Source organism: Cupriavidus sp. 207A1 (assembly GCF_057798955.1).
Genome location: NZ_JBYOJO010000023.1, coordinates 16,643 through 39,177, shown reverse-complemented (window position 1 = coordinate 39,177; position 22,535 = coordinate 16,643). Strand labels below are relative to the sequence as shown.

The following is a 22,535-nucleotide window of genomic DNA, read 5'->3' as shown; positions in this document are numbered from 1 at the left end:
GAGGATCCGGAAAGAGGGTTATCCGTAGAGACGGGGCGGGTTCTCCGACAACACGGCGCGCAGCAGTGAGTCATCGCCGGCCGCAGCTTGCAGCCAGGCGAGCAGCGCACGGTCGTCCGGCACCGGATAGGAAAGGTTCGGATGCGGCCAGTCCGTGCCCCAGATTGCGCGGGTGGGTGCCGCCGCCAACAAGTGCTCCAGTACGCTGCGCGCCTGCGGTGCCCCGAGGTCACCCGCAGTGATGCGGTCGACGCCCGAGACCTTGATCCAGACCGATTCATTGCGCAGCAACGCACAGACATTCTCGAGCTGGCGCGCCAGCCCGCCTTCGGAGACCGCAACCCGCGCCATATGGTCGATGACGAGTGAGGTGCCGAGATGGCCCACGGCTTCGACCGCCCGGACCACATCTTCCGGCGTGCCATGGACCAGCGCGTGCCAGCCATACGGCCGGATGCGCTCGACCATCGCGCGCACGCGCCCCGCGTCAAAGGCATTGCCGAGATGGCTCATCAGGCCAATGCGCACACCCTTGACGCCCCGAGCCGCCATCTGCGCCAGCAGCGCCTCGTCCATCTCCGGCGCAATCACGGCGATGCCGCGATACGCTCCCTCTCCCGCATCGAGGGCGGCCAACAGCGCGCTATGGTCGCTGCCATAGCAGGCCGCCTGCACAATCACGCCGTGCGTGATGCCGAGCGATCGGTGCATGGCGCGCAAGGCACCGAACGGTGCTGCCTGCGGCGCATAGACGGCGCCGTCGGGCAGCGGGTGCCGGTCATAGGGTCCGTAGATATGCGTGTGGCAGTCCCACACCGCCGGCGCGGCGCGCATCTTGGCTTCGTCGCTGGATGTCATCAGTTCGCCGTCGCGCCGGTGTCTTTCACCACCTTGGTCCAGCGGGCGTACTCGCCGTGGATCAGGTTACGGTACTGGGTGGGCGTCCCGCCGGTAGGCTCGGCGCCTTGCGCCTGCAGCGCCTTGACCACCTCGGGCGCCTTGAGCGTGGCGTTCAGCTCGCGGTTGAGCCGTTCGACCACCGGCGTGGGCGTGCCCTTTGGCGCCACAATGCCTTGCCAGGTGCCGGAATCGAATCCCGGCAGGACCGACTCGGCCAGCGTTGGCACATCCGGCAGCACCGAAACTCGTTTGGCCGTAGTGGCCGCGACCGCGCGCAGCTTGCCTTCCTTGATGAACGGCAGCACCGCGTTCAGGCTTCCCGACATCATGAAATCGATGCGTCCGGCAAGCAGGTCCGGCAGTGCCGCGGCATTGCCTTTGTAGGGGACGTGGTTGAACCTGGTCTTGGTCTTGTCGGCAAACACCACACTGGTCAGGTGATCGATGGTGCCGTTGCCGGACGAGCCGAAGTTGAGCTGCCCCGGCCTGGCCTTCAGCAGCTTGATGAAATCGGCCGGCGTCTTCACCGGGGATTCGGCGTTGACGATCAACACCAGCGGCACAGTGGCCGCGTAGCCAACGGGCGCGAAGATCTTATCCGGATTGAGTTTGGTGTTGTTGAACAGCGCCGGCGAAATCGCGATCGACGAACTGTTGTACAGCAGCGTGTAGCCATCGGCCGGCGCTTTCGCCACGAACTCTGCGGCAATATTGCCACCGGCGCCGGGACGGTTGTCGACGATGATCTGCTGACCCAGCCGCGTGCTCATATCGCGAGCGATCACGCGGGCGAGGATGTCGGTCGGTCCGCCCGCCGAGAATGCCACCACCAGACGGATTGGCTTGTCCGGGAACGTCGCGGCGTGCGCGCCGGATGCCAGCGTGCCCAGCATGACGCCGGCGATCAGGCCCAGCGCCTGGCGGCGCCCGATGCCAAGGGAAGACTCCATTTGCAACTCCAAAGCTCTGCCTACAAATTCTGCGCTTGATGCTGCTCAGTCGCAGCGTACGCTCATGCCACCGTCGACCACGATCTCCGTACCGGTGACAAAGCGCGCTTCATCGGATGCCAGGAACAGCGCCGCATTGGCGGTATCGCGGCCATCGCCCATGAAGCCGAGCGGAATACGTGCCTGGCGCTGGGCGAGCAGCGCGTCCACGTCACCACCCGCGCGTTGCCCGGCAAGGCGCACCTCGACCATCGGCGTATGCATCTGGCCAGGGACCACCGTGTTGACGCGAACATTTTTCTTGGCGTACTCGACCGCGACCACGCGCGAGAGCTGGATGATCGCCGCCTTGGCCGAGGCGTAGCCGACCTGGGCCGAACCGGTCCAGCGGATGCCCGAAGTCGAAGCTGTATTGACGATGGCGCCGCCGCCCTGCTGCTCCATGTGCGGCAGCACGTGCTTGCAAGTCAGGAAGACACTCTTCAGGTTGAAGTTGAGCTGGCGGTCCCAGTCTTCTTCGCTGAGCTGCACCGGGCCGCCCTTGGCCGAACCGCCGACGTTGTTGACCAGCACATCCACGCGCCCGAAGCGCGCCACACAGGCATCAACCATGGCCTTGACCGCCGCGGTGTCGGTCACGTCGCACAGGTGCGAGTCGAACTCTGCGCCCGCGGTCTCTAGCCGCTCCAGCGTTTCACGCATCGCATCAGCGCTCTTGTCGACGGCAAAAATCTTTGCGCCTTCCTGTGCAAAGCGCACTGCAACGGCGCGGCCATTGCCCCAACCGGGGCCGACGCAACCCGCGCCGGTGACGATGACAACCTTTCCTTCGAGACGGCCAGACATACGGAAATCCTTTGTGTTTCGGGGTAACGGTTTGAACGCAAATCAAGCGCGTACCAGTTGGGGCGCGCTGCCGTCCGGGGGTACGACACCAAAGACATTGATGGTCATCGAGATCAGCGTGTAGTAGCCAGCCAGGCCAACCAAGTCGACCACCTGGTCCTTGCCCAGCACTGCCATCGCGCGCCGGTACAGTTCGTCCGGCACATTGCGCGTGGCATGCAACTCAGTGAGGAACTCATGAATCACGCGCTCATCCTCCTTGACGAAGGCCGGCGCACGCCCGGTGCGGATCGCTTCGACCACGTCTTCGGCTACGCCTGCCTTCAGCGCGATGGGCTTGTGTGCCCACCATTCGAATTCCGACATCCAGGTGCGGGCCATCACCAGGATCGCCAGCTCCGACAGCCGCGGCGACAACGACGAGTCATAGCGGCAGTACTGGCCCAGCGCCTGCGCGCGGTTGGCCAGGCCGGGGCGGTGTAGCCACATTGCAAGCGGCCCGCGAACCTGCCCCCGCGGACCGGCGGCAATCGCCGCGTGAACTTCCATCTGCTCGGGCGTCAGTTCTTCGGGTTTCAGTGGCTTGAGGCGTTCCATTCGCTAGCGCTCCGTGTCGACGGTTGGAAACGGAACGCAGGCCGTGGCGCTGATGGGGCGCCGGCCGCACAGGATCGGCCTGGCTGTCTCCGCTTCGTTGTTGGTTTGATGGAAGCTATTCTGGTCGCCGACGACGATAGCGTCCAATACAGTTTTAGGAAGAGACTAATTCCGTTCTAGAATAAGTCGACTTCGTTCACCGGCCTCTTCAGCCCACACGCCATGCTCGAACTCCGCACCCTCCGACTCTTCCTCGTGCTCGCCGAGGAGCTTCACTTCGGCCGCGCGGCCCAGCGCCTGCTGATCTCGCAGCCGCCGCTGACCAAGCACATCCAGCAGCTCGAAGAAGACCTCGGCGTGCTGCTTTTCGATCGCAACCGGCGCACGGTGCGGCTGACGCCGGCCGGCTCGGCGCTGGTACGTGAAGCGCGCCGCATGCTCAACCAGCTCGACGCCACCGTCGAGGCGGTGCGCAAGGCCGAGCACGGCGAGACCGGCCACCTGCGCATCGGCTTCGTCGCGGCAGTGCTGTACATGAACGTCGAGCGCATCGTGCAAAAGTTCGAGCAGGATATCGGCGAGATCGATATCACCTGGGAGGAGACCAGCACCGCCGAGCAGGTCGATGCGCTGCAGCGCGACCGCATCGACCTGGGGTTCGCGCAGATCGGCACGCCCCCAGGCGAGCTTCGCGCCCATGTCATCCACAAGGAGCGGCTGGTGGTGGCCTTGCCCGCATCGCACCCGTACGCCAAACGCAAGCGCATCGACCTGGTGCGGCTGGCCGAGATGCCCTTTGTCACGATCCCGCGCGACAGTGCGCCGGCGTACTTCGACCTGGTGACCTCCACCTGCGTCCAGGCCGGCTTCAGCCCGCATATCCGGCATTACGCCAAACATCTGCTGTCAGTGGTCAGCCTGGTAGGGCTGGGCCGCGGCATCGCGCTGGTACCGGCCACGCTCGCCAAGGCTTCGCTGCCCGGCGTGGCCTTGCGCGATCTCACCGGCGAGCCCGCCATTGCCGAGTATTCAGCGATCTGGAATCCCGACAACCGCTCGCCAGTGCTGCAGCGCGCGCTGCGTTCGCTCGGCGTGCCGCAGGCGTAGCCTTGGCTTCAGGCGACGGAATCGGCGGCGGCCAGGATGTGGCACACTGGCGTCGTCGTCAGCTTGCCAAATGCGTCGATCAGCACCTCCGCCTGCGCGGGCGCCAGCACGTCCGCCGTCAAGGCGCGAAACTTGTCCCGGATGGCTGCCATGCGCGCCGGATTCTCCGCGGAGCCCGAGGGGTTGGCCTGGTACGCGCGCAGCGCCTCGCCGTTCGTCGACATCATTTCCACCCAGCCACAGAAACTGGCCGGGTATAGCGTGTCGAGTTCGGGGTCGCGTACGATCTCGATCGTGTTGGCCAGCGCGACGATCTGCGGGTCGGCCAGGCGGGTCTGCTCGAACTGCGCCGGCAGTACCTCGCCATCCAAGAGCGCAACCGCCAGCGCGTAGCGAGCGCTCATCTGCGCGTTCAGCACACTGCCCGGCGCGTAGTGGTAACCGCATTGCACATCGACAACGGTCGGCATGCCGACGCGAATCGGTCCCTGCCCCGCCCAGTCGGCGCGCAGCCGCAGCGCACAATCGACATGCGCATGTGCACTGCCGCAGCACGCATAAGGCTTGAAGTTGGTCCGGGCCATATGCCAGTCGCTGCCCAGCCCGTCCAGCAGCCTTTCCGGTTTGGGCGACTCCGAGAACGCCTTGAGCCAGCCGCCGTCCCCGGTCTCGAACAACTGCGTCGGGCCTGTCAGGCCGCGCGCAGCGAGTTCGGCTGCCATCACGCCGGCTTGCGCGCCGCGCCCCGGATGGAAGCGCTTGGAATCCGTGCCGTCACTAGCGAACGCAAACAGCCCGCCCGACTGGGTGCCAGCAAGACCCAGCGCCCACGCGGTGCGCTCGGCGTCGAGCCCCAGCATGACCGCCGATGCCGCTGCCGCGCCCAGCGGCGCGCACACGGCGGTCATATGCCATCCCTTCATCCTGGCCAGCGCCGGCTGCAACGCTAGTGAGCAGCGGATCATGGTTTCGTAGCCAACGGCAATAGCGGTTTCGACCCGCTCGGGCGGTACCTCGAGCGTCTCCGCCAACGCGAAAACCGCCGGCAGTACGACCGCGCCCAGGTGGACCTTTGCATTGTGGAAGTCGTCCAGCTCGTAGGCGTGTGCAGCGGCGCCATTGACCAGCGCGGCATCGGCGGCCCGGTACGACCGGCCCGGTCGGCCCCATGCGCGTGCCCCGCCACTGCGCGGAGCGAGGTAACCATCGTCCGCCCAGTCACGGATGGCGCGCGACCAGGGCTCGTCATGCCCGGTCAGGCCGGCGCCGAATGTGTCCAGTGAGAGTCCACCGACCGCCTGCCGCACACCGTCCGGCAAGTCGGCATTGCGGATGCCGGCGATCCATCCGGCAAGTTCCCGGGTGATGGCCATCGATTGCATTTGCTGATGCATGCTTGCTTGTCCTTATCCCTGTCCATCGCTCAATCGATACGGATGCTGGCTGCCTTGACAATGCCCGCGACCTTGTCGATCTCATCCTTGATCACCACCTTGAACTGCTCCGGGGTGGACTGCACGGTTTCAAAGGCCAGTTCCTCGAAGCGCGCCTTCAGGCTGGCTTCGCGCACGGCCTTGTTGACCTCCTGCGACAGCTTTCGGGTGATGTCCGCAGGCAGGTTGGCGGGACCCCAGAGCCCGTACCACGACAACAGCTCAAAGCCAGGCAGGCCACTCTCGGCAACGGTCGGCACGGCTGGAAGCTGCGGGATACGCTTGCTACTGGTGACCGCCAGAACTTTTAGCCGCCCCGCCTTGACGAACGGATACGCGCCTGGCATCGGCGACACCGCCGCCGACACGTGCCCGCCCATCACGTCATTCAACTGCGGCACGGCGCCCTTGTAGGACACGATATCCATCTCCAGCTTGAACGCGTGGCGAATCATCTCCTCGGCCAGATGGCTGGTGGTGCCTAGCCCGGAGGTGGCCCAGGTGTAGGTCCGCGGCTTGGCTTTCGCCAGCTTGACCAAGTCGCGCAGCGAACTGGTTGGGAGGCTGGTGTTGGCGACCACGATCAGCGGCACGTGCCCTACCTGTGCGATCGGGGTGAAATCCCTGATGGCGTCGTACGGGGCGTTCTTCGCGACGAGCGGCAGGTACACCTGGCTGGAGGCATTGAAGAGCAGCGTATAGCCGTCAGCCGAGGCCTTTGCCACCGCCTCTGACCCGATCATGCCCGACGCACCCGGTCGGTTCTCGATAACGATCGCTTGCCCAAGCTGACGCTGCAGTTGTGCAGCCACCAGGCGCCCCACTGTATCGATCGAGCCGCCCGGGGTGTAAGGGATGATCATCTTGATCGGGCGATTGGGATACGCCTCACTCGCGAGCGCCACCGGCTGCGATCCGATCATCATCGCCATCGCGCCGATCACACCCAGCGCCGCACGCCGCCCTGTTCTGCCAGTCCTGGTCATGGCTGTCTCCTTGGTTTTTACGCGCTTGCAAAGGCGTCCGGACCTTTTCCATCCGCATGGCACCGCGCTATGCAGGCCACTGTAGGGACGGGCCGGCAGACCGTCCAATACTGTTTCGCTCCATGAGTTATAGGGCTGGCATATGACACGGCACTGCGCTAACTGCGTTGGTTGCGGCTATCCTAGTGCCCTGTCTCGCAAGGAAATCAGCACCATGGAACTCCGGCAACTGCTCTATTTCGTGACCGTCGCGGATGAGTTGAACTTCAGCAAGGCCGCGGTGCGGCTGCACATGTCGCAGCCACCGCTCTCCCAGCAAATCAAGGCACTGGAAGACGAGATGGGCGTGGAACTGTTGGTGCGCAATCGCCGGGAAGTCCGCCTGACCGACGCGGGCCGTGCCTTCCAGGCAGACTGCCGCACCGTGCTCGACCAAGTGCGCGTAGCCGTGACTACCGCGCGGCGCACGGCGGCCGGCGACATCGGCACGCTGCAGATCGGCATGGTGACGTCAGGCATCTTCCATGTGCTCCCCACCATCCTGACCCGCATGGCAGAGCGTTTCCCCGGGCTGCATATCGCCGTGACCGACATGGGCTCGGCCGACCAGGCGCATGCCGTGATGCAGGGCAAGCTCGATATCGGCATCGTGCATTCGATCCCGACGCGCAGCGGCCTCGGCAAAGCCCCGATCTTCACCGAGTATTTCACTATCGTCGTGCCCGAAGGCCACGAACTCGCCGCCAGGCCTGCGCTGGCGCTCCGCGACCTCGAAGGTGTGCCACTGGTGGCATTCTCGCGTGAGCACGCGCCGGCGTTGTTCGACGGCATGATCGCCTCATGCCTGCATGCCGGCTTCAGTCCCGTCATCGCACATACGGCGCGCAATCCACTGACCACCTTCCAGATGGTCAAGCTCGGCCTGGGCGTGGCGCTGGTGCCGCGCTCTTACTCCCGCGCCGGGCTGCCAGGCGTGGTGTTTCGTGAGATCGGCCAGACCGCTGGTCACATCCAGCTCTATGCAATCTGGCGTGAGCAGGCGGCCAGCGATCTGGTCATGCGGGTCGTGAGCGAAGTGATGAGCGAACCGATCGCCTACTAAACTGCATCACGCGCCTTCATGCCACCGCGCTTTGCCCCGCAGACAGCGCAGCCACATAGTCGATGATCGCCGCCACAACCTCGTCCAGCCGCTCCGGCAGCAAGGCATGCGCGGCATCGCGGATGGTGAGGTTGGTCACGCGATCGCCGAGGTAGTCACGCAGCACATTGGCATAGCGCTGCGGTGCAATCACATCGTATTCAGCCTGCACATTAAGGATCGGCACGTTGCCGCCAGCGAAGAAGTCATCTACAGGTGTGCGCTTCTGCGCCAGCGTCTGCATCGTCATCAACTCCGTGTTCCAGCCCTGCAGCCAGGGAGCAGGATCATTGCACGGCGCGAAGAATACCGCGCGCAGGCTTTCCAGACGCACCGCGTCCGGCAGGTTGGTATCGCCGCAACGCTCGATCTGGGCGCGTACCTCAGGCGGAATCGGCACGGCATCGACGTCCTTCGGCACCTTGCCCGCCGAACCGGCCAGCAGGACCAGCGCGCGCACCAAATCAGGCCGGTCGCTGGCCACGGTGCGGGCGATCCAGTTGCCATGGGCATGCCCGACGATAACGACCGGCGTCTGGCCGCCATGCTCGATCACGGCTGCGATATCGCCTGCCCAGTCGTGCAACGTCTTGTCGGCAAGGGGGCCGACGCTGCGGCCATTGCCGCGCGGCTCCGGGCAGAAGACGCGATAGCCGGCAGCAGCAAGCGGCTCGGCCAGTTCCAGCATGTCAGTTGCGCCGCGGCCGAGCGACGGCAGCAAGACGATGGCCGGTCCGGCACCCAGTTCATAGACCTCGATGGAGATCGCCGCCGAGCGCGGTACTTCGTAGCGCAGAATTGCGCTTTGGTTGTCGCCAGCGCGCGATGTTGCCTTCGCTTGCTGCTCCGTGTTGCCTCGCATGGTCTAGTCTCCCTCGGTGTACCGGTCAGGACAAAGGCGTCCTGGACCTTGTCCGGCCTACTGTACCGAGGCCACCCTGTAAATTCCAATATGGAATCTGACTGACAGTTATAGGGCTGGCGGGGAACACGGTCAGCCTTCCTGCCGGCTTAGGCTGGCTAGCTTAGTCAGGCTTGATCCCGAGTTTCGTCACGATCTCCGACCAGTTCTTCACTTCGCGGCCGATTAGCGAGGCAAACTGCTGTGGCGTGCCGCCGGCCGGGGCGGCGCCATCGGTAGCGAACTTTGTCGCCGTCTCGGGCTGTGCCAGGATGCGATTCACCTCACCATTGACGCGCTTGACTATATCGGCCGGCATCCCCTTGGGACCGACAATGCCGTACCAGAGCGTAACGTCATAGCCCGGAACACCGCTTTCAGCTACCGTCGGTACCGCGGGCAGCGCTGGCAGCCGCTCGGAAGACGTCACCGCATAGGCCTTCAGCTTGCCGGCCTTGATCAATGGCAGCGCGCTGGCGCTGGCGGCAAAGTACAAGTCGACCTGCTTGGAAACCACGTCGTTCAGTGCCGCGCCGCCGCCTTTGTAGGGAATATGGCGCAACTCAACCTTTGCATTGGCACCGAAGCGCTCGCCCGCAAGATGGATTACGCTGCCGGCTCCGGAGGAGGCGAAGGTCAGCAAACCGGGCTTGGCGCGCGCTAGCGAAATGATCTCCGCGACATTGCGCGGCGCGAAATCCGCATGCGAGACCAGGATCAGCGGCCCCTTCGATACTTGGACGATAGGAGTCACGTCTGCCACAGGATCGTACTTAAGGCTGTACAGGCCGGGATTGACGGTATAGCTGGAGGAAACCAGGGTCAGCGTATATCCGTCAGGGGCCGAGGCCCTGCCGGCATTGACACCGATCTGTCCGCCGGCCCCGGGCCGGTTCTCGACAATGACCGGCTGGCCTAGGGAGCGCGATAGCTTGTCGGCGATGTAACGCCCGACGATATCTGCGCCGCCACCGGGTACAAAGGTGACGATCAGCCGGATAGGCTTGTCAGGGTATGGTGCCGCAAGCGCGGCAAGCGGCACAACGGCAAGCGTAAGGCCTGCGAGAAAAGTAGTTACCGGGCCTCGGCATCCTGCCATGGTGTGTCTCCTGTTTATTTAAGTCGGTAATGCAGGAGAGAATGATCGCAAGGTTGGAGACTCAAGGCCAATACCGATTCGGAAAGACAATGATTCCGCTGCGCTATTGATGACGCAGCCGAGAAGCGGAAGGCGTTCGACCATCACGATATGAGCGATCTCCAACCGGCCGTGCAACACTCATCCTCTCATCTACAGAGTGCGGGCGCTTAAGCACACAATCATGTGTGCAGCAGATTAGCTGCTTGCTGGCCGTGATTCGTCTTCGCGGAATATTGTTGTTCCGAGGGAGCCATCGACGACACCCAATCCGGCATGCTGTTGAGTGTCCGTTTCATGAACCATCTCGGTCACCCCGGATCGGAAACTGACTGGCTCAAACGGGTCGTTCTGAGACGATCCCTGGCCGCTTCAATCGGCAAGCAGAAAATAAAAAAGCCATCCCCAAACGTCGGGGATGGCGGGCTTCAGTCGGCTTGGCGAGGAGCGCGCGTGCCGCGCTGCTTCGGCTCAGGTAGAACGTACCCGAATCTCGCCCAAGCCTGTGGGTCGATCGGGAGCGGGCTCGTGCGCCCCGCTGCCAGATTCACAAACGCGCCGCAGTACTGCAGGGTGCCCGTGCGGAACAGCGTCCACAGCAGATTGTACGCCTGCACCGCGATCGCCTGATTGATCACCAGCGATTGCCTGCTGAGCGCATCGGCCATCGAACAGGAAGGCGCCGTGTCCTTCTTGTCCCCTTTCGGGTCCAGGAGTTCAGGGAACAGATCGCCCACATGGGGCAACCGTTCCGCCGCCTTGCCACGAACCTGCCCCAGGATGACCTGGCCGCTGTCCGATTCGTTGCCGCAGTCGAGGTAGTAGCCCCCGCCGCCGCGCGCCATTGCACCCAGGATAGCCTTGCGGGCGCGTCGCGTGTCGACGCATCCGATCACCATGTCACATCGAAGGCGGTCCCGACTGCCAAGGCGACTGACCTGCGCTTCCCAGCGCGTGCCCATCAGGTTGTTCAGCCGATTCACCAGCAAGGTTGCCTTGGGTTGGCCAACATCGACCGGGTAAAAGCCTTGTCGGCCGACATTGGTCTCGCTGACGAGGTCATCATCGTAGACGGTACATTCGATCCCGCCGGGGTGGCCCAACTCCAGCATCGCGTGGTGCAAACGCGCCAGGTTGGGAAGCAGCGCGCTGCCCGTGCCACCGGCACCAACAACAACGACGTTCCAGGCGCGCCTGGTCATGGCTGTGGGAATGCGATGCTCGATCATGCCACCCGCCTCCTGCCTGGCGGCGGCATACCACTCCGCCGGCACCTTTTCCACCTTCTCGAAGATGCCCTTGGCACACAGCCGCAGCGCCATCGAAGGCACCGCGGACGCGCAATTGCCAATCACGAACGCGAACTTGACGTCGTGCCGGTCATCGCCATCGTCTGTGGCGGAGAAATACGCCGGCGAATGACCATGGGAATGGCAGTCGACGACAAGCACATCCTCTGGCCCCAGCTCAGGCCGCTCATACTTCAGGTGGCCAGCGCTGTGCTCGAGGATACCTACCGGAACGAGGCGGAACGCCGCGGTAGCGGCATTCCACACGATCCAGGCGCCCGTTTCCTTCGGATTGGCCGCGCGAGCCATGGCTGCAAAATCCCCGATCAGCTTGGCCGGGATACGCCCGCAGACCAGGTCCGTCTCCTCCCGCGCGTCGCCGTACGGGACTGCGGTGCGGTGCTGGAAGTGCCCGAGGCAGCGCACCAGCCTCAGCCACGGGCGTGCGATTTCAAGAAATACACCGTTGGCGGCAATGAGAAGCCGCTCGCCGGCCCGGGACATGGGCTCGAGCTTGGAGAAGCGCGGCACCATCACCGACGGGAACGACTGTTGCAGGGTGACATCAGCAGGATGCATGGTCATTTATCCAGTTTGCCGGCGATCAGATCGGCCAGCGTACGTTTCATGGGGATGAGGACTTGCTTCGGGTAGTCGGTGAACCGGCCGTCGAGCATGTCCTTCCAGAAGGCATAGGGGCCGCGCTCGAATTTGACGCGCGGGTTCCCATGGTTGGGGTGGGTGAAGGCAGAGTCGAAGAAGCCCGATTCCCATCCGGCAACGGAGGCAACGTCGATCTGCTTGGGCACGTGTGCACTGCCGATGCAGATCTTTCCGTTGTCCCAGGTGTTGAAGTACGGCGGCTCGTGCAGCACCGACGCCGGTACCGGCCGGTCCTCGCCAGACAGCGCGAAGACGCGGAATCCCGTGTGGGCCGCCTGGAAGACCAGACCCGGATGCGGTACCACTGCACTGCATTCGCCAAACTCACTGCACTTGAAGAACACGCGGCGATGGCCTGGCGGGCACCACCACGTCACCGCGGTAGGGCTGATCGACAGCACATTGGGCGTCAGGAACTCGCCCTTGGGAAGGGACGCTTCCGCAACCTGCCGCACCGCCTGGATCAGTGCCTGGCGATTGAGCGGCGTGCCCGCACCGATGACGGGACGGCCGGTCTTTGCGTCGGGCTCAATCCGATGCGCGGTGGCATACGAAAACTCGGCGACAGAACGGCCATACAGCAAAATGGCGCCTTGCAGCGCCACGTCATGCGACCGCGTCGCGGTCAGGATATCGGCCATGAGGCCCTCCTAAGAAGAAATGAGTGTCAAGACACGGTCCAGGGCGCCGATGATCCGCAGCATGCTGGCCAGGTCCTCGAACTGCTGGCGAATAGCCTTGCGCTCCGCCGCGAGGGGAATGAAGCACTGGAACATCGTGGCTTCGCCACTGTTGTTCGCGCACTCGAAATGGTTGTCGAGCACCTCCGACACATAGTCGCTTTCGCAATACGCGATCGTGGCTGCGGAATAGGCGGGCTCGGCCCATTGGGCGCCGGCAACTGCTGATCGGTCACCAGCTTTTGCCAACGTCAACCGCAGGTCGGCCAAAGCCGCGCAGGTTTCGGCCAGCCACGCATCTTCCGAGCGCGCCATGGCGCGCAAGGTGCGTGTTGAAAGCTCCCGTAGACCGGACGACCCGGGCAGGACATGGGCATGCCGGGGCAGAGTGTCATCGGGCGCAAGTTCCGGCCGCACGACGGAGGGCAGATAGCGCTCGATGTCCGCGTCGTCTCCGCCCCAGTTCTCCTTCAAAAATTCCCGCGCGCTGTCGTCGTCGGCCAGGGTGGCGTCGTAGTCCCAGTGCCACCGGGCGAATTCGTCCAGCAACACATCGGGCGTGCGAACGAAGAGTGACTTCGAGCACGCGACATTGACCAGGCTCATGGCCGTGAAGAGCAGCGATGGGTCTGCGGCACGCAGGGCTTGCGCCCTGGCTTTACCGATGCCATACACTTCTTCACCGGGCAGCTCGATCGCCAGATAGAGCGGCGCCTGCAGCCCGTCCTCCCAACCAAACTGCATGATCTGGTCCGCCGCGGCGGCCTGGTCGATCAGCGCAAAGCCAAACTGCAGGCGCTGACAGTGCGGGATACGCGGGTTCAACCACGCGAACATCGCTTGGGTGAACGCATCGCCGGCCCCGGTGGGGTCGGACACATCGCTCGCACGCAGCACGCCTGCCTCGAACTGTGCAATCACCAGGTCGGTGATTTCCAGCTCGTCGGCGTAAGTCACGCGCCCCGAAACCGGCACGGAAGGAGCGACCCCTGGCAGGGTCAGAAAACCATGGGAAGGTCGACATCCGGTAGCGGGATGCCGTCGGTGTGGCGTCCATGCGGGTTGTTGCTCTGCATGGAGCTCAGGAACAAACGACCGAGGATCGAACAGCATTGTTGGGTCTCCTCAGAATGAAAAAAAACCGCCCTTTCGGGCGGCTCCTGTTTGATGGCGGCGAACTGTCCGGTGGACAGTGCCTTCATGAGGTCAGATTTGCGCATGCGCGCCCTTCGCGCCAGCGGCGCGTACGAACGTGAATCGCGCGATATCGCCCTGGTGGTCCGGGCCATCTACCGCGGCGGTAGTGAGTTCCGGATACTGGGCCGAATAGACGTCCTTTACCTGCTCCGGGGTGAACTGAGGACCGGGGTCCATCAGCGTCATGCCGTTGTAGGAAAACTCGCGCGTGAGCTTCTTGACTTCGATTGCCATGTCAGCCTCCTTCAGAGCAACGAAGCGAGATCCGTACCGCCCGAAGCAGGAGCGCTGCTCTCGACTTTCGTCGAGGCCTCGCCGCCAGCTCCGCCTTGCGGGTTGCTCTCGTCTTCGCTGTCTTGCTGCGAATCCGACGCATCCGACGGTGCCGCAGCCTTGGCCAATGCCTTGGTGGCCTTGCTCGACTGCGAGGACTTGGCCGCTTCCAGAATGGACTTGGTGGCTTCGGCCTGCTCTGCCAGCGACTGGCGGGCAGCCGTGACGCCTGCCAGGGCTTGCGCGAAGCCCTCGTCCAGCTCGGCGGGCGTGGCAGACAGCGCCAGCGGCGTCGTCAGCGCAGCATCCGCCGCATTCTTGATAACGGGCACAACGACAACAGACATCAGGTCGCCCTGCATGGTGAGCGTGACGACCACTTTCTCACTCGCGCGCACGAGCGCAGCCAGTTCAGTGAACATAGGTGAATCCTTTTGGGGAAATAGAATGACGGGCGGCGCGCAGGCGGCGCGCCCCCGAAAGAGTGAATGGATCAGTAGCCGAGGACCTTGGGGACCTTGCCGCTGTAGTCGAAGCCGTCGACGGCCAGGAGGCCAGCAACGACTTCGGCCTTCGATTTACCGAACAGCTTGGCAAAACCATCGCCCAGCACCTTGCGGATACCGAGCTCGTCTGCCAGGACCTTCATTTCGGACTTCGTCAGCATCTCGAGGAAGTCCTGCGACTTCTGCAGGTTCCAGTGATTGCGCAAGTCAAGCTTGTGGTACCGGCACACCTCACGGAGGTTGCTCACGTCCATGCCGTCGATGGCCGCTACGGTCATGCCGATCGTCAGCTGCTGCCGGCGGCCGGCATCCAGGCCATGGACAGCCGTGAAGCAGCCTTGAAGTGTCGATGATGGCTTCTGTTCCGTGAGCTTCTCGAAGAACTTGCCCATCACGTCGCCGCCGATGTTGCGCGACAGCCCGTGCATGGCGATCGCCAGCAAATAGGCATTGGCCTGGTCAGCGTTCTGCGCGACCTCCTTGCGCAGCGCCTTGCGCCAGAGTTCGGTGCGGTATTGCTTCACCTTCTCCGACTCGCTGATCACCGTGACAGGCTTCTCGGCGGGCGTGGAGGACTTGTCGCCCTTCGTTGCCGTGGCCGGCTTGCCACCGCCCTGCTTCACAGCAGGTGCCTTGGCGGCATCACGTTCAGCCTTGATCCGGGCTGCCACCCTTTGCTGGTTGCACGCAGTATCGAAGCATTGGCCGCTGAACACCTTGCCCATGGAATCCGGCAGGCCGCTCACCGCGGCACCGAAGTTCTGGCAGGCATGGCATGCCTTGGCCTGTTCCTCGCCTACGCCGGTTGGACCATCCACCTTCAGCTGAATGCGGGTATGGTTGTCGCCGGCACGGACGATGCGCACGATCGGGAACTCTTCCTTGAGCCCATAAGCAATCCCTTCGAGCTTGCGATCGGTCTTTTCGGTGTAGCAGGCCCTGTTGGTGCAGTTGCCAGTGGCAATCGCCTCGCTGAACATCTCCGTCTGCAACGAAGAGTTGTGCGGGCACGCCGCGCAGTCGGACTTGTCAAAGATGGCCGATTCCAGGCTGCACGCGGCGGCCTCGATGGTCTTCTTCAACTCCGACACCGACTTCTTCTCGCTGACGATGACCGGCAAGAGCTTGTCCTGCTTGTCCTTGGCGAGCGTAGCCAGCAGTTCGGCATGGCCGAGCTGGATGGCACGGGTGTTCAGTGCATTAAGGACCGATTCGCTGCAATTCATCAGCGCCAGGCGCTTGTCGAGCGTTGAGCGGGACCAGCCGAGAACGCGCGCCGCTTCATCGCGGTCGCCCTTCAGGAAGCCAACGATGTGCGATGCCGCCACGGCCTCCTCGGAGGGAGCCATGTCGGCACGCTGCACGTTTTCAATCAACGCGAGGCGGTCTGCATCGGCGTCGGTCAGCACCTTCAGGATGATGGGGATCTCGTATCCATCGCCATGTGCTGCCAGTGCGGCGCGGTAGCGGCGTTCACCGGCAACCACCTCGTACTCATGCCCATTCTCATCGTCCTCGATGGGACGGATCAGAATCGGCTGGACGACACCATCCAGGCGAATGGACTCGGTCAGTTCGGCCATCTGGACAGGATCGAAGTACTTGCGCGGATTGCGGCCAGGACGGATCTTGCCAATGGCAACAGTGGGGTTTTGCATTGTTGGGTTCTCCGAGACGGAATGGGGAACCCGTTGCCGCACCGGGAACAGGTTCCCGGTGGGATGGAAGGATGGACTGGCCCGGCAAAGCGGGAGACCACCGTACTGCAGTAGCTGGCCCCAATGGGGCGAAGGTCGATGCGTCTTGGACGCGGAAAGCGGTAAAAGGATAGCCGAATTCGCCCTCATCGATCAATAGCCCACGCTCCGCCGCCGGAATTGGAGGGAGAGAGAAGCGCCGACTCGCTGATGCTCTCTACCGCCGACGGGAAAATGCTCGCTCGAGCAAAAAAAATGCCCTCCGCGTTTGGAGGGCTGAGTGCATCCGAGAGGGTTTCCGTAGCGGGGGCTACGGAAACCATCATAAGCGCCATACCACCGTGACCGGTGCCTAAAAGCTCACCAATTCTGGTGGGCTTTCATCAGAACAGCGCAAGCTGATCGTCAGGAACGAAGATCCGCTGGATCGGCCTGGCCACCGGCCGCTGTGTTGGGACAGCGTTGGTCTCCAAGCACACCGCTTCAACTTCCTGCGGTTGCGCTTCGGCCGTCGCCTCACAGCGCTCTGCAATACCGATTTCCCGAATCGCCGAGACAGCCTTCAATGCTTCAGCTTGCCGCTTTCGACGTAGCTTCGCCCCCCATCCGCCCAGGATGTGCGCAGGGGTAAACCACGTCGCCCACGTCTCCACGCTCAAGGCATTGCCATGGATGACGATGGCCGGGATATGGAGCAGCGACAGCTGCAGGTACGCCATGTGAACGCACCGTTCATCGATATCGATGCACGTGGCATGCATGGTTTGCTGGTAATTGCGACCGGCATCGTGGAGCGCATCGGCACAGGCAATGACCATGCCGCCGGCCCCGCATGCCGGCTCCTCGATCGTGACAAAGCCGTCTCGATCGATGTAAGGGTTGCCGTCACCCACGTTGATACCCGCCATAAGCCGCGAGACGGTGTAGGGCGTGAAGAACTGGCCTGCCCGCTCATTGCCAAGGTCGAGCATCATGTAGGTCTGCCCGAGGACATCGGCCAGACCATCGCCGTTGGGGACCAGGCGTTGAACCCGCTCTTCAAACGTCATGGTGAGCGCGCCGAGCATTTCGGAGAACCTGCCGAGCTCGTCGCGCTCGTACTTCTTCGCGATCTCGAGATAGCGCTCCTCCCGCGCGTCGAAGTGGTGCCGGTCTACAGCATTGCTGATTGCCAGCGCCGACATCTCCACAAAATCGGAGAAGACATCGTTGGTGGTATGCCGATAGCCGAAAGACTTGATGAGCGACAACAACTCTTTCTGCGGATCGCTTGCGTTGCCCTCGAACTTGCGTTTGGCGGCACGGCTCATGCTCGCACCTCACGCAGAAATGGGTACGCAGTACAAATCGACCGGCTGGTGAGGGAGAAAGAATGGAGAGACATGTTCCGAAGGGATGGACCCAGGAACAGCCCCATGACGGGAACAGTTCCCGGATGGGTGAATGGTGTTTCGCGACATTAGATGCCGCCAGATTTGATGCCCCCCGGAAAGTGCTTCCCGGGGGGTAGGAGGTGGCAGGTGACCCGAAAAGGTCAGCCGGCAGTGGCAGGCTTCGGGTCCAGACTCAGCAACTTCGCGAGAAGCCAGCTGATCAGAACCAGAAACTCGATTTCCGCAACGATGTGCAATTGCATGGCTGCAAGGCGATCGTCACCGGTGGTCACAACGAAGTACAGCGCCGCGAACAGGTTCAGAACCGTCGCAAGGACGGCCAGCGTGCTGGTACGGGAGGAGATAGGCATGGAAAGGCTCCGGAAATGGAGCCTTCCCCATTGGGAAAAGCCCCAATGGATGGAAAAGCAGATGGCCGGTACGCCGGCAGGGTCGATGCGCTGAAAGCGCGGAGAATCGAGCGGATATTACAGCGAATTGACGCCGGTGGACAAGGCCCCCCGCGCGATCAACCTGCAGCGCGTCGCCGCCGGCTCGCTTCTCGCAGGCGGTTGATCACGTCCCAGCGGCGCAGGTCCACCTCTTCCGGATTCTCCAGGTTCGAGTGGTCCAGGATCGGACCGTCATCGCCGAACGGCGTGTAGTCTTCGGGCAGCTTGCCCTCTTGCTTCAGTCGGGCGGCCTGTAACTTGGAGAGCCCGTGGCTGGTTTCGCTGATCGCCACGTAGTCCCAGCGCTGCGGCACCGCATCTTCGGAGAACCAGTCTTCGCCCTCCCCCGTCGCAACGAGTGCGACGACGTCATAGACACTGCCTGTCGACGATGGCATCGCCCTGACTTCGAAGCGAACGACCTCCGGCCGCGGATGCCAGAACACCCGATCCAGATAGCGCTTGAACGTGAAGGCGTCCAGGCGCGCAATCTCCCCGTATTGCGGATCCCCCGGCGGGATGAACTCGCGTTCGCCCGCAGGCCGGGTGCCGAGTGACACTTCGCGAAAGCTGTTGGTGGGGGACGCCATGACGATTTCCGTGAAAGAGGGGGTCAATTCTATAGTTTTCACCGACAACTACCGCAGGCTGGGCCGGGAAAATAGGCGGTTGGCGAACCTCGCCGGCCGGCTGCCTTGACTTCGCATCGGCGCCGGTATCCTGGTCTGAAGACCTCTCGATACCTTGCAGCCATGCGGTTCACTCGCTTCGAACGATACACCCCCATCGACTTCAACACCCGCCGGCAGGCCGCCTTCGCTCGCAAGCAGCAGCGCGAACGCGACCGCTACCCGCTCTTCGCCGACCACGTCGCGGGCGAGCAGCACACCTTCGACGAAGAGGTCCTGCGGCGGCAGCGCAACGCGGATCGGTTTGAAGCCGGCCAGCGAGCGTTCCAGGCGCGCGTATGGCGCAAGGCCCGTGCCCGCTTCTTCTCGTTGCCAGAAGCCATCAAGGCCCAGATCCGCACAAAGTGGCTGACGTGGACGGGCCCGACCAACGCGATAACCGTCAGCTATATCGTGGACGAGTTGAGCGGCGACCAAGCACGCCGCGTGGCGCAGGCCAATGCAGCCCACGCTGCCATCCGCCAACGGGTCTGCGCGTCGCTGGGCAGTCAGACGGCACTGGAGGTGTCGTGATGACGCCTACCGACGAGCAAAGCGCCGTCGTCGCCGCTGTCAGAAGCGGCGATCACCTCAAGGTCAAGGCATACGCCGGCGCGGGCAAGACCTCCACGCTCAGGCTGGCGGCGGATGCCCGCGGCCGCGCCCGCGGGCTTTACCTCGCCTTCAACAAGGACATTGCGACGGAAGCCGCCAGCAAGTTTCCGTCCAATACCCGCTGCCGCACCGTCCATTCGATTGCCTACGGTGCAACCCGGCCCGAAATCACCCGCAAACTGAAGAATCCGGTCGAGCCGCCCCATCAACTGGCCCTGCGCTACCGCCTGGGGCCGGTTCGCCTGCCCACCACCATCGGCAAGGACCTGGAACTGAGCGCCAGCAAGGTCGCACGGATGGTGATGGACGGCGCAGCGCGCTTCTGCCGCTCCGCGCAAGGCGAGCCGCTCGCCTGGCATATCCCCGTGGAGCCAATCATCCGGGAAGAGGAAGCCGAACACCTGCGCGAATCCCTGCTTCCGCATGTCCGACGGCTGTGGCAGGAATACTGTGACCCCGCGGCACCGTCGGCCATCACCCATGACGTCTACGTGAAGCTTTGGGAGCGAAGCCGCCCGACGATTGGCGCCGATTTCATCCTGTTCGACGAAGCCCAGGACGCCGACGGCCTGATGCTGACGGTGTTGCGCGCCCAGCAGGCGCAGGTGGTTTATGTCGGCGATCCGTACCAGCAGATCTACGAATGGCGCGGCGCGGTCAATGCGATGGACCACATTCGAGCGCCCGAGCGTTCGCTCACCGAATCGTTCCGGTTCGGGCCGGCCATCGCCCAGCTGGCGAGCCGGGTACTCAGCCTGATGGAAGAGGACGTGCCCGTTCGTGGCCAGGACCACATCGAGTCGCGCATCCTGCACGACTCCACGCCGGGGCACGATCGCTTCGACGCCATCCTGTGCCGCAAGAATGCCACCGTGCTGACCCACCTTGCTCAAGGCATTGCCCGCGGCGACAAAGTGGCCGTGCGCGCCAATGTCGACGAACTGAAGGCGTTCGCCGACGGTGCCGAGCTGCTGATGCGCGGCCAGCGCATCGGCTATCCCGCCTCCCTGGCGCTGTTCGAAACCTGGGAGGAGGTTCAGGAGTATGCCGAGTCGTTTGCCGGCCGGGACCTGCAGCCACTGGTGAAGCTGATCGACAACGAGGGAGTCGATTACCTGCGCCTGATCCTCTCTCGCGTGTCGCCCGAAGCCGAGGCCGACTACATCGTCAGCACCGTGCACCGGGCCAAGGGCCTCGAGTGGGATCGGGTTCACCTTGCAGGCGACTTCAAGTTCAAGACCAACGACGAAGGCGACCTATCCATGTCGCCGGAGGAAATGCGACTGCTGTATGTCGCGATGACCCGGGCCAAGGTCCTGCTCGACATCAGCGAAATTCGCCGCGATCTGTACACGATGTTCCGTGACGCCGGAGTTTAGGAGAAGCCCATGGTCACCGTTCGTGTTGGCAACAGCGAGTTGCCCCTTGACGATGTGCTGGAAAACCCAGGTCGGCATTCCCGCGTGTTGGAGCGCGCAAAGACGACACAAGGCTTTGCCGAATGCGGTTGCACAGCCGCGCGGCCGCGCCCCAAGCTGGTCATCCGCCGCCATCGAGAGATCTTCCTGCTCGCCCGCTGGCCCGAGCAGGCGCAACTGCACGGCGACTGCTGCCCCTTCCAACGCCGCAATACCGGCAAGGGTGGCACCGGCACCGAACTGGACCCCTTCCGCTTCCGCAACGGCGCGCTGGATATCCGGCTTGACGCGAGTCTCAAGATCAGCAGCCGCACGCCGGCAAGGCCGGTGAAATCCAACCCCGAAGGCGAATCGAAGAAGCCGCAGCGCCGCACCGCGGGCCTGCTCGCCTTCCTCGAATTCGCGTGGGAACAGGCAGGCCTGAACCTCTGGACCGGATCCGGCGGACGGGGCTGGAGCGCTTGCTGGTCCCAGCTGAGCGCCGAGCTGGCGGACTGCCGCATCAACAACCGGCCCGCCGACAAGACGCTCCATATCGTGGAGAGATGGGACCCCTCGCGCAAAGCCGAGATCCTGGCAGAGCAGGATGCCTGGCTGGCAAGGCTCACGCCCACTGCAGCGGGCAGCCCGCGGGGCCTGCTGATCGCTGAGGTTGCGGCGCATGAGCCATCGCAATTTGGGGCAAAGTTCGTCCTCCGGCAAACGCAGTTGCGGTGCTTCATGAGCGGCGCCCTATACGAGCGCCTGCAGCGCTCCTATGGCCCGGCGCTGGCCGGTGCCGGCCAGCCGAATCAGCGGTGTGTGGCTATGCTGCTGGTCGAGAAGCCGGCAGACAGGAACTACCTGACGATCGTGGATGGTGCGGCGATGCTGACGAACGCGCAATTCCTGCCCTGCGACTCCACTTATGAAGTCGCCATGGCGGACCACCTGGTCGCGCTGCGCCGCGCTTTCCGAAAGCCGCTGCGCCATATCGGCAATGCACCAGTCCACCCGGATTTTGTGCTGACCGACACGACAGCGGAGGTCATCGTCGAGGTTCTTGGGCTCACTGGGAACCCCGAATACGACGCACGGATGGCATCCAAGCGCGAGCACTACCGCGCTGCCGGCGTGACCGTGGTCGAGTGGGACGCGCCCACCCAGGCCCTGGACTCGGTCCAGCTCCCGCCGCGGGCGGCACGGCGATCGGAGGTGGCGCATGGAGGCTGATGACGCAGCGCTCACCGACGACCTGTTCCACCAGGCCGTCGAGCTGGTCCACCAGCACCGCGCGGCGTCGACCGCGCTCATCCAGCGCCATCTGCGGATCGGCTGGCGTTCTGCTGAAGCACTGCTGGAACGGATGGCTGCCGAGACGATGGTAGTGCGCAAGATGCAGAATGGCCTGTACCTCTACATCCACGGCCCCATTGGCGAGGAACTTGCGCGCCTTACCAGCTTCACTCGGGAGGTGTTGAGCGCGCTCACCACGGATCGTGTTGACGCAGAACAGCTGCGCGCGGCCGCGATCCAACACGGGCTTGCGAAAGAGACCACGGTCTCCGCCCGTTGCGGCGAGACATGCGCATGCGCGACGCTGTTTGAGTTTCCGGTCGTGTGCTTCAGGCCGAGTGCGGCCGGGGGTTAGGAATGGCGACCGGGCATCCCATTCCTTGACTTGCCTGTGTGCGCGCTACGCTGGATCGCATCCAGTTCAAGCAAC

The 22,535-nt window shown here is 63.6% G+C and carries 24 protein-coding genes and 1 pseudogene; 6 read left to right on the top strand and 19 right to left on the bottom strand.

Features of this window, described 5'->3' with window-relative positions:
- Positions 1–18: 18 nt before the first annotated feature.
- The 4 genes from AC3FMM_RS29640 to AC3FMM_RS29625 all read right to left on the bottom strand — a co-directional run bounded on the left by AC3FMM_RS29640 (position 19) and on the right by AC3FMM_RS29625 (position 3,293).
- Positions 19–858: an amidohydrolase family protein gene (locus AC3FMM_RS29640; RefSeq protein WP_488687965.1), complete on the bottom strand. Its 840-nt coding sequence runs from the start codon at positions 856–858 to the stop codon at positions 19–21.
- On the bottom strand, positions 858–1,793 hold the full coding sequence (locus tag AC3FMM_RS29635; protein ID WP_488687963.1) for a Bug family tripartite tricarboxylate transporter substrate binding protein: 936 nt from the start codon (positions 1,791–1,793) through the stop codon (positions 858–860). Before AC3FMM_RS29635 ends, AC3FMM_RS29640 begins: the two co-directional genes overlap by 1 nt.
- Before the next feature lie 102 nt (positions 1,794–1,895).
- Entirely contained in the window at positions 1,896–2,696 is an 801-nt protein-coding gene (locus AC3FMM_RS29630; RefSeq protein WP_488687961.1) for an SDR family NAD(P)-dependent oxidoreductase, read from the bottom strand.
- Positions 2,697–2,738: 42 nt separating this feature from the next.
- On the bottom strand, positions 2,739–3,293 hold the full coding sequence (locus tag AC3FMM_RS29625) for a carboxymuconolactone decarboxylase family protein (RefSeq protein WP_116348611.1): 555 nt from the start codon (positions 3,291–3,293) through the stop codon (positions 2,739–2,741).
- A gap of 222 nt (positions 3,294–3,515) precedes the next feature.
- Between AC3FMM_RS29625 and AC3FMM_RS29620 the strand changes: the two genes are divergently transcribed.
- A complete protein-coding gene (locus AC3FMM_RS29620) occupies positions 3,516–4,400 on the top strand; it encodes a LysR substrate-binding domain-containing protein (RefSeq protein WP_135706379.1) in 885 nt (294 codons plus the stop codon).
- 8 nt (positions 4,401–4,408) lie between these two features.
- Here AC3FMM_RS29620 and AC3FMM_RS29615 read toward each other — a convergent pair whose 3' ends face one another.
- Positions 4,409–5,794, bottom strand: coding sequence for an MmgE/PrpD family protein (locus tag AC3FMM_RS29615; protein WP_434033842.1), 1,386 nt, complete (start codon positions 5,792–5,794; stop codon positions 4,409–4,411).
- Positions 5,795–5,823: 29 nt separating this feature from the next.
- On the bottom strand, positions 5,824–6,819 hold the full coding sequence (locus AC3FMM_RS29610; RefSeq protein ID WP_488687958.1) for a Bug family tripartite tricarboxylate transporter substrate binding protein: 996 nt from the start codon (positions 6,817–6,819) through the stop codon (positions 5,824–5,826).
- Positions 6,820–7,033: 214 nt separating this feature from the next.
- Here AC3FMM_RS29610 and AC3FMM_RS29605 point away from each other — a divergent pair, with 214 nt between their 5' ends.
- Positions 7,034–7,921, top strand: a complete 888-nt coding sequence (locus AC3FMM_RS29605; protein ID WP_488687956.1) for a LysR family transcriptional regulator — start codon at positions 7,034–7,036, stop codon at positions 7,919–7,921.
- A 16-nt stretch (positions 7,922–7,937) separates the two neighbouring features.
- On the opposite strand, the gene AC3FMM_RS29600 is transcribed toward AC3FMM_RS29605, so the two are convergent.
- The 13 genes and pseudogenes from AC3FMM_RS29600 to AC3FMM_RS29540 form a co-directional block, all read right to left on the bottom strand.
- Positions 7,938–8,822: an alpha/beta fold hydrolase gene (locus AC3FMM_RS29600; RefSeq protein WP_135706375.1), complete on the bottom strand. Its 885-nt coding sequence runs from the start codon at positions 8,820–8,822 to the stop codon at positions 7,938–7,940.
- Positions 8,823–8,985: 163 nt separating this feature from the next.
- Positions 8,986–9,960, bottom strand: coding sequence for a tripartite tricarboxylate transporter substrate binding protein (locus tag AC3FMM_RS29595; protein WP_488687953.1), 975 nt, complete (start codon positions 9,958–9,960; stop codon positions 8,986–8,988).
- 467 nt (positions 9,961–10,427) lie between these two features.
- Positions 10,428–11,228, bottom strand: coding sequence for a PRTRC system ThiF family protein (locus AC3FMM_RS29590; protein ID WP_488688081.1), 801 nt, complete (start codon positions 11,226–11,228; stop codon positions 10,428–10,430).
- A 9-nt stretch (positions 11,229–11,237) separates the two neighbouring features.
- Positions 11,238–11,867, bottom strand: a pseudogene (locus AC3FMM_RS29585) (PRTRC system protein A); the annotation flags it as partial.
- A gap of 2 nt (positions 11,868–11,869) precedes the next feature.
- On the bottom strand, positions 11,870–12,592 hold the full coding sequence (locus AC3FMM_RS29580) for a PRTRC system protein B (protein WP_488687951.1): 723 nt from the start codon (positions 12,590–12,592) through the stop codon (positions 11,870–11,872).
- Positions 12,593–12,601: 9 nt separating this feature from the next.
- Entirely contained in the window at positions 12,602–13,588 is a 987-nt protein-coding gene (locus AC3FMM_RS29575) for a PRTRC system protein F (protein ID WP_488687949.1), read from the bottom strand.
- A gap of 41 nt (positions 13,589–13,629) precedes the next feature.
- A complete protein-coding gene (locus tag AC3FMM_RS29570; RefSeq protein ID WP_232348061.1) occupies positions 13,630–13,833 on the bottom strand; it encodes a hypothetical protein in 204 nt (67 codons plus the stop codon).
- Positions 13,834–13,837: 4 nt separating this feature from the next.
- Positions 13,838–14,062, bottom strand: a complete 225-nt coding sequence (locus AC3FMM_RS29565; protein ID WP_115737278.1) for a PRTRC system protein C — start codon at positions 14,060–14,062, stop codon at positions 13,838–13,840.
- Positions 14,063–14,073: 11 nt separating this feature from the next.
- Positions 14,074–14,523: a PRTRC system protein E gene (locus AC3FMM_RS29560; protein ID WP_414248286.1), complete on the bottom strand. Its 450-nt coding sequence runs from the start codon at positions 14,521–14,523 to the stop codon at positions 14,074–14,076.
- Between the two features lie 71 nt (positions 14,524–14,594).
- Complete coding sequence (locus AC3FMM_RS29555; RefSeq protein ID WP_488687946.1) at positions 14,595–16,265, bottom strand: PRTRC system ParB family protein; 1,671 nt, start codon at positions 16,263–16,265, stop codon at positions 14,595–14,597.
- Positions 16,266–16,687: 422 nt separating this feature from the next.
- The gene (locus AC3FMM_RS29550; protein WP_488687944.1) at positions 16,688–17,614 is read right to left on the bottom strand and encodes an N-6 DNA methylase; all 927 of its coding nucleotides are present in this window, start codon (positions 17,612–17,614) and stop codon (positions 16,688–16,690) included.
- A gap of 224 nt (positions 17,615–17,838) precedes the next feature.
- Complete coding sequence (locus AC3FMM_RS29545) at positions 17,839–18,048, bottom strand: hypothetical protein (protein WP_488687942.1); 210 nt, start codon at positions 18,046–18,048, stop codon at positions 17,839–17,841.
- Positions 18,049–18,206: 158 nt separating this feature from the next.
- Entirely contained in the window at positions 18,207–18,719 is a 513-nt protein-coding gene (locus AC3FMM_RS29540) for a hypothetical protein (RefSeq protein ID WP_488687940.1), read from the bottom strand.
- Between the two features lie 162 nt (positions 18,720–18,881).
- On the opposite strand from AC3FMM_RS29540, the gene AC3FMM_RS29535 reads away from it, so the two are divergent.
- The 4 genes from AC3FMM_RS29535 to AC3FMM_RS29520 are packed head-to-tail and all read left to right on the top strand — an operon-like array spanning position 18,882 to position 22,460.
- Positions 18,882–19,331, top strand: coding sequence for a hypothetical protein (locus AC3FMM_RS29535; protein WP_488687938.1), 450 nt, complete (start codon positions 18,882–18,884; stop codon positions 19,329–19,331).
- Positions 19,331–20,791, top strand: a complete 1,461-nt coding sequence (locus AC3FMM_RS29530) for a 3'-5' exonuclease (RefSeq protein WP_488687936.1) — start codon at positions 19,331–19,333, stop codon at positions 20,789–20,791. Before AC3FMM_RS29535 ends, AC3FMM_RS29530 begins: the two co-directional genes overlap by 1 nt.
- A gap of 9 nt (positions 20,792–20,800) precedes the next feature.
- Positions 20,801–22,042, top strand: coding sequence for a DUF1173 family protein (locus AC3FMM_RS29525; protein ID WP_488687934.1), 1,242 nt, complete (start codon positions 20,801–20,803; stop codon positions 22,040–22,042).
- Positions 22,032–22,460: a DNA translocase FtsK gene (locus AC3FMM_RS29520; protein WP_488687932.1), complete on the top strand. Its 429-nt coding sequence runs from the start codon at positions 22,032–22,034 to the stop codon at positions 22,458–22,460. The genes AC3FMM_RS29525 and AC3FMM_RS29520 overlap by 11 nt, the downstream gene beginning before the upstream one ends.
- The last annotated feature ends 75 nt before the right edge of the window (positions 22,461–22,535 follow it).

What these genes read in the sequence shown, in the direction of transcription:
- AC3FMM_RS29640 (WP_488687965.1), bottom strand. Translation starts at nt 858, where the DNA reads ATGACATCCAGCGACGAAGCCAAGATGCGCGCCGCGCCGGCGGTGTGG.
- AC3FMM_RS29635 (WP_488687963.1), bottom strand. Translation starts at nt 1,793, where the DNA reads ATGCTGGGCACGCTGGCATCCGGCGCGCACGCCGCGACGTTCCCGGAC.
- AC3FMM_RS29630 (WP_488687961.1), bottom strand. Translation starts at nt 2,696, where the DNA reads ATGTCTGGCCGTCTCGAAGGAAAGGTTGTCATCGTCACCGGCGCGGGT.
- AC3FMM_RS29625 (WP_116348611.1), bottom strand. Translation starts at nt 3,293, where the DNA reads ATGGAACGCCTCAAGCCACTGAAACCCGAAGAACTGACGCCCGAGCAG.
- AC3FMM_RS29620 (WP_135706379.1), top strand. Translation starts at nt 3,516, where the DNA reads ATGCTCGAACTCCGCACCCTCCGACTCTTCCTCGTGCTCGCCGAGGAG.
- AC3FMM_RS29615 (WP_434033842.1), bottom strand. Translation starts at nt 5,794, where the DNA reads ATGCATCAGCAAATGCAATCGATGGCCATCACCCGGGAACTTGCCGGA.
- AC3FMM_RS29610 (WP_488687958.1), bottom strand. Translation starts at nt 6,819, where the DNA reads ATGACCAGGACTGGCAGAACAGGGCGGCGTGCGGCGCTGGGTGTGATC.
- AC3FMM_RS29605 (WP_488687956.1), top strand. Translation starts at nt 7,034, where the DNA reads ATGGAACTCCGGCAACTGCTCTATTTCGTGACCGTCGCGGATGAGTTG.
- AC3FMM_RS29600 (WP_135706375.1), bottom strand. Translation starts at nt 8,822, where the DNA reads ATGCGAGGCAACACGGAGCAGCAAGCGAAGGCAACATCGCGCGCTGGC.
- AC3FMM_RS29595 (WP_488687953.1), bottom strand. Translation starts at nt 9,960, where the DNA reads ATGGCAGGATGCCGAGGCCCGGTAACTACTTTTCTCGCAGGCCTTACG.
- AC3FMM_RS29590 (WP_488688081.1), bottom strand. Translation starts at nt 11,228, where the DNA reads ATGATCGAGCATCGCATTCCCACAGCCATGACCAGGCGCGCCTGGAAC.
- AC3FMM_RS29580 (WP_488687951.1), bottom strand. Translation starts at nt 12,592, where the DNA reads ATGGCCGATATCCTGACCGCGACGCGGTCGCATGACGTGGCGCTGCAA.
- AC3FMM_RS29570 (WP_232348061.1), bottom strand. Translation starts at nt 13,833, where the DNA reads ATGAAGGCACTGTCCACCGGACAGTTCGCCGCCATCAAACAGGAGCCG.
- AC3FMM_RS29565 (WP_115737278.1), bottom strand. Translation starts at nt 14,062, where the DNA reads ATGGCAATCGAAGTCAAGAAGCTCACGCGCGAGTTTTCCTACAACGGC.
- AC3FMM_RS29560 (WP_414248286.1), bottom strand. Translation starts at nt 14,523, where the DNA reads ATGTTCACTGAACTGGCTGCGCTCGTGCGCGCGAGTGAGAAAGTGGTC.
- AC3FMM_RS29555 (WP_488687946.1), bottom strand. Translation starts at nt 16,265, where the DNA reads ATGCAAAACCCCACTGTTGCCATTGGCAAGATCCGTCCTGGCCGCAAT.
- AC3FMM_RS29550 (WP_488687944.1), bottom strand. Translation starts at nt 17,614, where the DNA reads ATGAGCCGTGCCGCCAAACGCAAGTTCGAGGGCAACGCAAGCGATCCG.
- AC3FMM_RS29545 (WP_488687942.1), bottom strand. Translation starts at nt 18,048, where the DNA reads ATGCCTATCTCCTCCCGTACCAGCACGCTGGCCGTCCTTGCGACGGTT.
- AC3FMM_RS29540 (WP_488687940.1), bottom strand. Translation starts at nt 18,719, where the DNA reads ATGGCGTCCCCCACCAACAGCTTTCGCGAAGTGTCACTCGGCACCCGG.
- AC3FMM_RS29535 (WP_488687938.1), top strand. Translation starts at nt 18,882, where the DNA reads ATGCGGTTCACTCGCTTCGAACGATACACCCCCATCGACTTCAACACC.
- AC3FMM_RS29530 (WP_488687936.1), top strand. Translation starts at nt 19,331, where the DNA reads ATGACGCCTACCGACGAGCAAAGCGCCGTCGTCGCCGCTGTCAGAAGC.
- AC3FMM_RS29525 (WP_488687934.1), top strand. Translation starts at nt 20,801, where the DNA reads ATGGTCACCGTTCGTGTTGGCAACAGCGAGTTGCCCCTTGACGATGTG.
- AC3FMM_RS29520 (WP_488687932.1), top strand. Translation starts at nt 22,032, where the DNA reads ATGGAGGCTGATGACGCAGCGCTCACCGACGACCTGTTCCACCAGGCC.